Annotated in this window: 9 protein-coding genes; 4 read left to right on the top strand and 5 right to left on the bottom strand. The window is 48.8% G+C overall.

Going from position 1 to position 12190, the window contains the following annotated elements; genetic code table 11:
* The first annotated feature begins 196 nt into the window (after positions 1–196).
* Positions 197–1654: a glycogen synthase GlgA gene (glgA, locus tag Q8O92_07425; protein ID MDP2983142.1), complete on the top strand. Its 1458-nt coding sequence runs from the start codon at positions 197–199 to the stop codon at positions 1652–1654.
* Positions 1655–1661: 7 nt separating this feature from the next.
* Complete coding sequence (locus tag Q8O92_07430; GenBank protein ID MDP2983143.1) at positions 1662–2222, top strand: hypothetical protein; 561 nt, start codon at positions 1662–1664, stop codon at positions 2220–2222.
* 75 nt (positions 2223–2297) lie between these two features.
* Here the strand turns inward: Q8O92_07430 and Q8O92_07435 are convergent, their stop codons facing one another.
* The 4 genes from Q8O92_07435 to Q8O92_07450 all read right to left on the bottom strand — a co-directional run bounded on the left by Q8O92_07435 (position 2298) and on the right by Q8O92_07450 (position 5985).
* Positions 2298–2843: a Panacea domain-containing protein gene (locus Q8O92_07435; GenBank protein ID MDP2983144.1), complete on the bottom strand. Its 546-nt coding sequence runs from the start codon at positions 2841–2843 to the stop codon at positions 2298–2300.
* A 223-nt stretch (positions 2844–3066) separates the two neighbouring features.
* Complete coding sequence (amrS, locus tag Q8O92_07440) at positions 3067–4089, bottom strand: AmmeMemoRadiSam system radical SAM enzyme (protein MDP2983145.1); 1023 nt, start codon at positions 4087–4089, stop codon at positions 3067–3069.
* 20 nt (positions 4090–4109) lie between these two features.
* Positions 4110–5267, bottom strand: coding sequence for an aldo/keto reductase (locus Q8O92_07445; protein MDP2983146.1), 1158 nt, complete (start codon positions 5265–5267; stop codon positions 4110–4112).
* Positions 5268–5301: 34 nt separating this feature from the next.
* The gene (locus Q8O92_07450) at positions 5302–5985 is read right to left on the bottom strand and encodes a phosphoribosyltransferase family protein (GenBank protein MDP2983147.1); all 684 of its coding nucleotides are present in this window, start codon (positions 5983–5985) and stop codon (positions 5302–5304) included.
* 368 nt (positions 5986–6353) lie between these two features.
* Here Q8O92_07450 and Q8O92_07455 point away from each other — a divergent pair, with 368 nt between their 5' ends.
* Positions 6354–10070 (top strand): glycoside hydrolase family 38 C-terminal domain-containing protein, encoded by a 3717-nt coding sequence (locus Q8O92_07455; protein MDP2983148.1) that lies wholly within the window; start codon positions 6354–6356, stop codon positions 10068–10070.
* A gap of 39 nt (positions 10071–10109) precedes the next feature.
* On the opposite strand, the gene Q8O92_07460 is transcribed toward Q8O92_07455, so the two are convergent.
* Entirely contained in the window at positions 10110–10325 is a 216-nt protein-coding gene (locus tag Q8O92_07460; GenBank protein ID MDP2983149.1) for a zinc ribbon domain-containing protein, read from the bottom strand.
* Positions 10326–10588: 263 nt separating this feature from the next.
* Here Q8O92_07460 and Q8O92_07465 point away from each other — a divergent pair, with 263 nt between their 5' ends.
* Positions 10589–12019, top strand: coding sequence for a hypothetical protein (locus Q8O92_07465; GenBank protein ID MDP2983150.1), 1431 nt, complete (start codon positions 10589–10591; stop codon positions 12017–12019).
* Positions 12020–12190 lie beyond the last annotated feature (171 nt).

Genomic DNA, 12190 nt, shown 5'->3' on the forward strand with positions numbered 1-12190 from the left:
TTTTATTGCGTTTCTTTTCAAAATAGATGCCGAAACGGTTGCTAAAAGATGCGCTGCGCTTTCATCGTTCCCGCGAAGCGGCAACAAGTTCGGCATGACACGTGTCATCCTGAACTCGTTTCAGGATCTAAACACTCAAAAACATGCGTAATTAATTATATCGTAATATATATTCATATATTCAGGAGACTTCCTTTTGAAAATTCTTTTTGTTGCGTCCGAGATGACTCCATTCTGCAAGACGGGAGGACTTGCCGATGTGATCGGTACGCTTCCGGTCGTGCTTGCCCGGATGGGAAACGAAGTGGCTGTGATGCTGCCGGGATATTCCGCAATAGACCGGCAAAAGTACGGTTTTGATGAGAATCGCGGCCGTTTCCAGGTCACGGTTGGCCCGGTAACAAAACCGGCCACAGTGAGCAGCGCTTCCTGGAAAGGAATCACCATTCATCTCATCGAAAATGAGGAGTACTTTGACCGTCCCGGCTTATACGGCGAACAGCAGGGAGACTACTACGACAACGGCCCACGGTTCGTATTCTTCTCAAGGGGAGCGCTGGAAGCGGCGAGGCTGCTCGGAATCAAACCGGACATCATCCATGCCCATGACTGGCAAACCGGCCTGATCCTCCCCTATCTCCGCACTCTGTATGCCTGGGAACCCCTGTTCTACGGCGCTTCGAGCCTTTTCACCATCCATAATCTCGGCTACCAAGGAATTTTTCCCCCCTGGGTGTTCTCGCTTACCGGTATTCCGGATGAAGAATTCCGTTGGACGAAAATGGAGTTTTACGGCAATGTTTCCTTCCTCAAAAGCGGGATTGTGTACGCGGACGCCGTTTCCACGGTGAGCGAAACATACGCCCGTGAGATCACCACGGAGCCGCTGGGTTTCGGCATGCAGGGAGTGCTTACCGAACGGAAGAATGACCTCTTCGGCATTCTCAACGGCATCGACCAGGAGGAATGGAACCCGGCAACCGATCAATCCCTTCCTGCTCGGTACACCTCCGCCGAAATGAGCGGTAAGAAAATCTGCCGTCAGGCTCTCCTGAAAGAATTCGGTATCTCGCCAGGAGAAGATTCCCCCGTGTTCGGGATGGTTTCGAGGCTGGACAGCCAGAAGGGATTCGACATTCTGGAAGAAGGGGTGAAAAAGATTGCTTCCATGGCCGTATGCCTGGTCATCCTCGGCACAGGAACCCGTGAGCATGCCGTGGCCATGGAAAAACTTGCCGCCGAGTACCCCGACCGTATCCGGATCATGGTCAAATTCGATCCTCTGATGGCACGACTTGTATATGCCGGATCGGATGCTTTCCTGATGCCGAGCCGGTATGAACCCTGCGGTCTCGGTCAGTTCATCGCGCTCCGGTATGGGACCCTCCCCGTGGTGCATGCTACCGGCGGGCTGGCAGATACGGTGCATGACCTGGACTCCGACCCTGATTACGGGAATGGATTCTCTTTTGAGGAGTATACATCCGAAGCGCTTGTGGAAGCGATGGAACGGGCGGTGAAGGCTTTCACCCAGCCGGGCCGCAAGCGTTGGCTGAAAGCTGTTGGACGTGCCATGTCCCATGATTATTCCTGGAAAAGGTCTGCCGAAAAATATGAGAAATTATACCAGCAGATACGAAACCAAAAAGGCTGAGGAACATATGAGAGCCTTTGGAGTTTTACTGGCTGCCGGTCTGGTTGTTGCTGTGATGGGAGGATGTTCTACGTTATCCACGGTGAATCCGCGGGCGGCGTCCATCGACGATATCATTTCCATGACCAGGGCCGGGGTCGGATCGGAGGTAATCAAGAGTCATATCGAGGCGACACACTCAAGGTTTCAACTCAGCTCTGGAGATATCGTACGATTGAAAAAGGAAGGTGTGGCAGATGATTTGCTCAAGGCCATGATTCAAACCGAGAACATTTCGTCTGCTCCGCCGCTGTTTGACTGGGAAAATCCCAATTGGGGGTTTACACCGTACGACAACTTCAATTATTACAATTATCCCACGGGATATTACCTCTCCCCGTACGATTATCCGTATATCGTATTCCGGCAGCCCGGCTTGCTGGGAAGGTTTTATAACTATTATCCGCTGGATTTATATCCTGAATACGGCCCGTATGACCGGTACATACCTCCCTATCCCTATCCGTATCCAAGCCCCGATGCCGGTAAATCGACAAACCCGGACGCAAGCAAACCATCGAACCCTTGAGAACCACTCTACACCAATTACTATCAGTCCCGCGTATATGATACTCGGAATGTGTCACCCATCTCGGCCATCGGATTATCCCCCAAACAGACGAGCGAAGGCTCTGTCTTCCATAGCCTCTTCTTCTATCTCCGGATCGGTGGTTCGTCCCAATGCTTCAAAGATATCAGGAAACGGAATCTTTTTCATCTTAGAATCCCCCGGATCGTTTTTCCGCCACTCGGGGAAATTATGTGTGAACTCAACCAAATCCCATTCATCAAGCGATCGGTGTTCTTCGGCAACCCGCTCAAGAGTTAAGATGTCAAAGCGACTCAGATTTGGAAGGCCAGTTTCTGCGATTAGCCGAATTTTGTATTCATCTCTTTGGATAAACATAGACCACTCGGGACTGCGAAGATGAATCCCTTTTATTAGGTCGAGGATATTGCCGAGAACAGGGCCTTGCTTCATTGCGATAACCCGATCCCCTGTAATTGGACGCCCTGTTAGCTTAATGCTTTCTCGGTCTGCGATATAGAGAATCTTGAGCAATCGCATGTAGTTCATCTCTCGGCTTGGCTCACGCCGTAGAAGGTAAGCAACGGCTTGAATTGCCTTGTCGAATTTGAATACAAACATGATAACCCCCTCGGAATGCACCCACCGAACAGGAATAAGATCATTCCATCCATTTGGTTCGCTGACAAATTATTATTAAACATTCAATAACACAAATCATTTATCATGTCAAGTACTATTTCCTATTACATGATATCGGACGCTTGAGAAAATAATTTAGTTTCATCAGGTAGCATCAAGGCTTGTTATTTCCTACGGCTAACATTGTGTATAAATCCCTTTTTTATTTCCAAACCCCTTTGATTTCAGCCCCGCATTTCGGACAGACATGATCGGAAAGGAAGCTTTTCTCTGCGGCGAGATAAGCCCTCTTCACCAGGAGGGCGTTGCAGTTGAAACATCGGGTATCGCCGTATCCGCCGACATTACCGAGGTATATAAAGCGGAGGTTATTTTTTTTCCCAATTTCACGGGCTTTAATGAGGGTATCGAGCGGAGTCGCAGAATGATCGGTAAGATTGTAGTTTGGGAAAAACCTGCTGATGTGCCAGGGGATGTCGATGCTCACAGTGGAGAGAAAATGGGCGATGTCATTCAGCTCCTTCTCCGAATCGTTTTCTCCCGGCACGATAAGGGTGGTCACTTCGATCCATATATCCTTTTCTTTCATGCGGGCAATGGTATCGAGAACCGGCTGGAGACGCCCCTTGCAGATTTTCCGGTAGTATTCATCGCTGAAGCTTTTCAGGTCCACATTGGCGGCGTCGAGATAAGGCTTGATGGTATCGAGGGCTTCCCCGGTCATGTATCCGTTGGTGACGAAAACGTTATACAATCCGGCCTCACGGGCCAGTTTGGCGGTGTCATAGGCGTACTCGAAAAATATGGTAGGCTCGGTGTAGGTGTAAGAGATACTCCCGCAGCGATTCTTTAAAGCCGATTGGACAATCTCCTGGGGAGTCATTGCATATCCGCCCAGGGAGCTATCCTGCGGCGAGGCCTGGGAAATCACCCAATTCTGGCAGAAGCTGCACTTGAAATTGCATCCGATGGTGGCAATGGAATAAGATTCCGAACCCGGTAAAAAGTGATAGAGCGGTTTTTTCTCGATCGGATCGATGTGTGAAGCAATAACCGAACCGTAAGCCATCGTATAGAGGATTCCTTCCTCATTGCGGCGGACTCCGCAGATACCATTGTTTGAAGGCGCAATCCGGCAATGGTGAGAACACAGAAAACAGTGCACCCACTGGTTTTCGAGTGGCTCGTATAACATGGCTTTGTGTTTCAGCTCGACATTTTCCATTTTTATTCCCCCCTCCGATGCTACACTGGTTTTCCTTCCCCCAACACTGCATGTACCTGGCTCAAGAGCTCGCTGATTACTATTTTCTGCGGACATTTCTCTTCGCATATTCTGCACTGTATGCATACATTCGCGCGTTCTTTTTCATTAAAAAATCTCGTGTAGGTCATGCGCGGCGCGCCGGGATCATCATACATGACGGCATCGTTATATAATTCAAAATTTCTCGGTATGTTCACTCCGTTGGGACAGGGCATGCAATAACCGCATTTCGTACAGGGGATTGCCGCTCTTTCTTTAAATTTTCCCCGGACACGCTCGATGAGGTGCGCTTCTTCCGCTCCGAAAGAACCCACGCCGGACAGGTCTGCCGAACGTATATTCTCTTCAACCTGCTTCAAGCTGCTCATCCCGCTCAGCACACAGGACACTTCCGGCTGGTTCCATAACCATTGAAGCGCCCAATCGGAAGGAGAACGCCGCTTCTCGAACCTGTCGAACAGCGCTTGAACCGGCTGCGGCGGATTCGCCAATCTTCCTCCCAATAATGGCTCCATCACGACAACAGCCATTCCTTTCGATGCCGCATACCTTAATCCCTCTGTTCCGGCCTGATTCTCAGTATCCATATAGTTATACTGAATTTGACATAAAACCCATCGGTCGTACCCATCGATGATTTCTTTGAAAGAATCACAGGTATCATGAAAAGAAAATCCCAGGCGCCCTATCCTGCCGTCTCGAATCGCCGATGCCGCTTTTTTTAAAATGCCGAGCTTGAGGATGACCGAATCCCATCGCAGCTTATCCAGACCATGGAGAAGATAAAAATCAATGTGATCTGTCTGAAGCTTTTTCAACTGTTCGTTTAAAAAGGAATCAAAATCTTCTGCTTTGTTTAACAGCCAGACGGGAGATTTTGTCGCAAGTTTGACCTTTTCCCTGTATCTTTCCTTCAACGCTTTCCCGACCACAATCTCGCCGTTCCTGCCATGATAGGGATAGGCGGTATCGATGTAATTTACGCCTTGATCGATGGCAAAACGTATCATTCTTATCGATTCGCCTTCGTTTATGTTTCCGCTCAATGGTATTCCATCAGTCGTCGGCAGGCGCATGCATCCGAAACCGAGCGCTGAAACATTCCAGTCAAGTTTTCCAAATTTTCGAAATTGCACATTTTCCTCCATTATCCCGGCTGAACTTTGCGTGTCATCCGGCCGCCCTCTTTTCAGCCTCTTCTCGCATGATTTCCTCCACAGTCTGGTCATCCACCTGAGTGAATTCCACATAAAACTGCCCGACGCCGGCAAAGAACGGCGGGGTGTTCAGACAGATCACCTCGTCCGCATCTCCGGCCAAGCTTGAGACTGAATCTTCCGCTCCGACCGGGGCCGCCGCAATAAGATACGAGGGATTTTCCCTGCGGGCGACCCGGAGGGCCGCCTGCATGGTGGCGCCAGTAGCGATACCGTCATCGGTAATGATCACCGGCCTTTCATGCAAATCCGCTTTCGGAAGGATAGAGCGGTATCGAGCGCTCCGAGCGGAAATGACGGAAAGCTGGCGGGCTTTTTCCTGCTCGATATAGGAGTCGTATACACCGATGCGGGAAGAGATCATCTCATTCAGGAATACCGATCCATCCTCAGCGATCGCCCCGATGGCCAGTTCAGGATTTCCGGGGGCGCCCAGTTTGCGTGAAAGCACTATATCCATATCACAACCCAGAATCAGCGACGCTTCACGGGCAATAATAATTCCGCCCCGTGGAATGCCCATGACAATCGGTTTTTCCAGGTTGAGACGCTTCAATTCCTGACCGAGGAGACTTCCTGCTTCAACGCGATTAAGGAAAAGACGGCGGTATTTTGAAATGATATGTACTTTCCCCATAATGACTTCCTTATAAAAGATAGGGAATACAGGGCTTTTTCAAGCAACATTCATGCTATATAATATAATATATCATCGTATTATCTATAATATACTTATCGCGTAGCAGCATTGCAACTGTTCTCGTATCTGAAAGCCTTTTTCACATGCTATAAAATTTCTTTACATTATATTACAACCTCTTATCCTATACATGACGACATATTTTATTACGTTTCATTTCAAAATAGATGCCGAAACGGTTTCATCGTTCCCGCGAAGCGGCAACAAGTTCGGCATGACACGTGTCATCCTGAACTCGTTTCAGGATCTAAACGTCATATTATATTACAGCCTCTTATCATATACTCCATCAAAGGCGGATTAAGATGTTTGATTATCATGGAATAATAAGAAAAAAACCAGGGTATGTATTTGTTCTATTACTTATCGCCCTCGGCGGCATACCTAAAGTAGCCTTGAGCGCATCTTCAGTGACGCCTGTTACCCAATGGCTCGTCATCGGAACTTTCCATACCTCCGATGACTCAGAAATCCTTGATTTCCCCTATCTTCCGGAAATATTTCTGGCGCCTTCGCCGGGTGACAGCATCGGCGGTTTCAAATGGCAGGCTATAACTGTTAAAGACCCCAGAGTCGACCTTCAGAGATACGATTTTCCTGTTAAGAAGTACTGCGCGGCCTATGCTTTTACTTACATTCTATCCAAAAAAGAACAGAAAGTACAGCTCATGCTCGATTCGGATGCAGGTCTTGCTGTATGGGTGAACAGCGCAGAGGTCTGGAGAGATATAGTATATGTAAATCCCTGGCATGACGCCCGCAGAGATCATGTGGCGAATGTCACCCTTCATAAAGGGTGGAACAGGCTTCTGATCAAAGTGTGCGAATTGAACGGCGGCTGGAAGTCCAATAGAAGGAGCTTTTCCTGTTCCATCAAATCTGAAACCGAACTATCATTTTCTCTGGACGTTGGACAACCAGGGAAAACAGATTATTGGGCTTTTCCGGTCAATCCCGGAAGCCAAAAAAATGTAAATACCGACAGCCTGATTCTTACCGATATATCACTGCGTTCTTCGGAAAACAGAAAAGGGATAAAGGCTGTGATCGCTCTCTCAAATTTCAGCGATTTCAAGGCAGAGAAAATCCTTTGCAGATTAATCGATTCCTCCGGAGGAAAACTCGGAGAAGCCGTTGTAAATTCCCTGAATTCTCATGGTTTTATGCGCGTCGATATTCCTGTGGATACAATGCAATTTGCCAAAGCCTTCAGTGCCGGCGGATCTAAAATCGTTATCCAATCCGGAGATTTATCTAAAACATATCCGATACATTGGGGCCTAACGGTGAAATGTCTGTGTCTGGCCGCAGCGTCATCGGGAAACCCGGATAAAAATATTCGTGAGCTGGGAATAAAAACAGACGCCGCAATAGAAACCTATCACATCTCTCTTAACCCTTATCTTTCGTATGTTTCGGATGCCCGTAAAGGGCTTGAAGCTTTTTGTGCGAATGACATGAAGACTGTTGCAGAAACTCTGAAAAAAATCCAGGAGCGATCTCTTACAAATATTCCCGACCTTTCGTGGAAGACTGCGTTCATCACCGGCCAGGCGCATATCGATATGAACTGGCTCTGGAGTAATAATGAAACAGTAAAAATTGCTCAAGATACATTCCGACAGGTTGTAGCATTTATGGACGAGTATCCTGATTTCAAATACATTCAGAGCCAGGCGGCGCTCTATAAGGCTGTCGAGAAGACTGATCCTGCTCTTTTCGAGCGTATCCGTCATTATGTGAAAGAAGGCCGCTGGGAGCTTGGCGGAGGGATGTGGGTCGAGGCCGACACGAATCTTTCGGGCGGTGAATCTCTCGCGAGGTCGTTTCTTCTTGCACAGCGGTTTTTTCTCGACCGTTTTGGAAAATCAACGCGTGTAGGCTGGCTCCCCGACAATTTCGGGCATATATCGCAGCTTCCCCAGTTGTTAACATTGGCGGGGTGCGGATCGTTCTATACGAAACGGTGCTCTCCGATAAACGGGTCTTTTTGGTGGGAAGCCCCCGATGGTTCAAAAATCTTATGTTATGCCAACAAATTTTATAATCAGGCCATTACTACCGATATTACCAGAGAATTTGACGATATTGCGCCGAAGGGCAACAAAATATTCATTCCCTACGGAGTCGGAGACCATGGCGGCGGCCCGACCCGGCGGGATATTGAAACGGCGCAATTGCTTAACAACACTCCCCGTTATCCGAAAATGGAATTCTCAACTTTTGAAAATTTTTGCCGCTCGGTCCAGAAGGAAATGAACGGCCTGACGACTCACCGGGGTGAGATGCAATTCACTTTCAGGGGTTGTTATACCTCCGTTGCAAAGGTGAAGGAAGGGAACCGGCGCTGCGAATCGGCGCTCTACTCGGGCGAGTTCATGTCCTCGCTTGATCGCTTCATGGGAGGCGCATACCCCGCGGAAGACCTGCGCGAGGCATGGGAAATCCTTCTGTTCAATCAGTTTCATGATATTCTTCCCGGGTCTGCGATACATGAAAGCAACATGGATGCCGCCGCCGATCAAAAATGGGTTACTTCACATGCGGAAAATGCGCGCGACTCTGCGCTCAGAAAAATCGCCGATAAGGTTAAAATCCCCCGTGGACAGGGCCAGCCGGTTGTCGCGTTCAATCTCCAGCCGCGGGCACGTACATCTCTGGTCGAGGCGGATATTTTCACCCATTCATCTCCGGCGACAACACATCTGTCATACTGGGGCAATCCATACGACGGTGGCAGTATAGAGCCGGTAAATATCGGTCAGGGGAATGCACCTACAGTTATAGTCCGTGATCCTTCGGGAAAAACAATCCCGGCGCAGGTTGTCTGGGGCAAGAACTTTCCGCCCGGCTGGCGCTCGCGTATTCTTTTTGTGGCAGATAATCTGCCCGCAGGCGGTTATCGATCATATACTATCGATACAACACGACCCGGAGACTATAATACACTTTTTTCAGCCGATAACGGAGCTTTCGAAACGGATTTCTTTTTGATAAAAATCGATATGTCTTCAGGCGAAATTACAAGTCTTGTGGACAAACGAACAAGAACAGAATATGCCAAAAGCGGTTTGAACCATCTGCGGATATACATCGAGGACGGAGGCGCCAACGCATGGAACATCGGCCGGTCAAAGCGCGTCGAGGATATTACCGCGGTTGAGAGCATCAAGGTAACCGAACGCGGTCCTGTCCGGGCGTGCATCGAGACTGTCAAGAAATGGGGAAACTCAAAATTCGTTCAAAGAACATACATTTACCGCTCTTATCCGAGGATCGATTTCGAACTCGATGTTCACTGGTTCGAACGGTTCGATGCTGCGGCGGGCGCGCCGATGCTTCGCGTTATTTTCCCGGTGGCTCTTGACAATCCGCATTTCTCCTGTCATGTTCCGTTCGATGTTGTGGAGCGCCCGGCAGACGGTCATGATGTCCCCGCACAAAGATGGGTCGATATATCCGGCGGCGACAATGGAATTGCCCTGCTTAACCGGTCAAAATACGGTCATTCGTTTGAAAACGGCGAACTCCGTCTCAGCCTGCTCAGGAGTTTTAATACACCGGATATTTATCCCGACCAGGGTATCCATCATATACAGTATGCGTTATTTCCCCATAAAGGCGACTGGAAAAACGGCGTCTGGGACGAAGGCGACGCCTATAATGTTCCATCGCTCTCGATCGAGCCTCCGTCAGCGGCTCTCGGCAGGGGGAATGCTTTCCTTCCTGAAGAATTGTCTTTCATATCGGTTAATAAAGGCAATGTTGTATTATCAGGGCTGAAAGAATCGGAGAATGGAGATGAAATGGTCGCCCGGCTTTTTGAAGTGAACGGGGAAAGAACACCAATTACTCTTACATTGCCATCGAATGTGCTGTCCGCAAGGAGGTTAAATCTGATCGAACAGCCACTCGATGCCGCAGAAAAGTCTGTTGTTGACGGAAGAACTATTTCTGTTACAATGAGGCCCCATGAAATTGTGACGCTGGGTATTAAGGTTGAAGAAGTAACTCTAAAGTGAACTGAAGCCCCCTTTCGGCGCTACGCGCTGCCTTCCTTATCAGAAACCGCATTCTCTGTTGCAGCAGCCGCCGCTGGGACAACCGGGCGGAGTCGATTTTGCGGAGGCTGATTTCATTGAAACAGCGAAAGTCGACATGAGTTTCTCCATATCCTCACAACCGCACCAGGTACACGAAGCATTATCTTCTTCCGAAAGTATGAGAATTTCTGAAATTCTGCCGCAGCTTTTACAGCGGTACTCGAATAAGGCCATGATTTTTTCCCTCCCGTATGCTTTTTTTTAACACCTTCTCATGAAACAGCAATATATGAATTTATAAAAATGAAAGCTTTGTTTACTTTTTAAACGCTTCATCTTTATTTTGTTTCCCCGCTTATCATTTTCACCTTTTAAGGCGATATATTGATATATCAGAGCCGAAAAACAACAAATCAATCTTTCCCTGTATTTTTTTTTGGATTTGCTTATATTTGTGGTAATTTCCTGAAAAGAGCACATAAACAATTAGGGTAAATATGAAACGGCATCTCATATCCGGATTTCTGGCGGCGTCCATCTTGATCGCGCTTCCCGGCTCACGTTTGGCTTTCGGCGAGAGCTGGGAGAAGGTCACGGAAACACAGCGAAATAAGTGGAATGATCAATACGACAAAAAAAACCTTTACAAAAAAAACGGCATGGAGTTCGACACCAGCGAGCGTTTTCTTCAGGTTCCCCAAGGTGTCGCTCCCGCATGGCTGGAAGGAGTTGAGATCGCGAAGACTCCTCCCACGATAGATTTTGCCCCGGTACGAGGCATCGACCCCATGTACTTCCCGGAAGACAACAAGAGCCTCTGGTCCAACTGGGCGGATGTAACCCTGGCGCCAAATGGCCGGTTCTATTACGCCGAAGGCGACCATCGCGGGCCGGATTCCCATATTTATCTGTGGGAGTATGACCCGGTGGTTCATGATTCGAAACGGGTTGTTGATTTCGCCCATCTCTGTGGCTGGGACAAGATCGGGGTGGGGGACAGCAAGATCCATGGCGACATGGGGGTCATGGCTGACGGCGCCCTGTGGATTCTCACTTACTGGGACCCGGATCCGAAACCCACTCCCGAAAACTATGCCAAATGGCCGGGCAGCCACCTGGTGCGCTATGACACCTATACCGGCCGCGCCCGGGACATGGGGGTTCCGATGCCCAAATCCGGCTGGCCTTACTATACCCTCGATCCGGTGCGGGGCATACTCTTCGCGGTGGGATCGAAGGGAGAGATTCTCTGTTACCATGTGCGCGATAATCAGGCCGCGTATGCCGGTTATCCGCCCGAAGGCATACAGTGGGGGCTGCGGTGCACCATGCTCGATTCCAACACGGGATTTTTCTGGTGCGCCACACAAAACGCTCCCTATAATTTTGTGAGTTTTGATCCTGCAACCAATACCTTTACCAGGTACGCGGAAACCACCCCGCCCGATCTGGGTAAAAACAAAGGAAATTCCAGTCTCATGCGCGCCCACTCACATAAACGGTCGCCGGGCGGTTTCTTCTGGGTGAATAGTCAGACCGGAACGCTCTATAAATTCTGGCCGGATACCCGTAAAACTGAGGTAGTCACCCTGCTCTGGGCGGACGAGACCTACGCCCCCAGGATCGAGATGAGCGAGGACTGCTCGTACATATACTATATGCCTAATCTCGTCCAGTCACACTCCTATCACCAGCCGGTCATGCAGTTCAACACCAAAACAGGAAAGAGGAAAGTAATCGCGTTTATCGATGATTACTACTTTGAAAAGTACGGTTTTTACAACGGCGGCGCACACGGTCTGGCGCTTTCTGCGGATGGGAGCACACTCATGTTCAACCTTAACGGGGCGTTCAAACCTCGGGTAGAGCCATTTTATGGAAATCCGGCAATTATGGTTGTGCACATTCCGGAAACCGAAAGGAAATGAACTTTGGACATTTAAACTGCAGCCCCCTAAATCCCCCAAAGGGGGACTTAACCCGGATTATTCACAAAATTTTTACGCATTAATCTTAAGTGCTTATATAATAAAATGATAGAAGAATATTTACCTTAATTTCTTCAAAATTGAATTATTTTCGATGTAACATATGTTCAC

It is taken from the genome of Candidatus Latescibacter sp., from assembly GCA_030692375.1.
Classification (GTDB): domain Bacteria; phylum Latescibacterota; class Latescibacteria; order Latescibacterales; family Latescibacteraceae; genus JAUYCD01.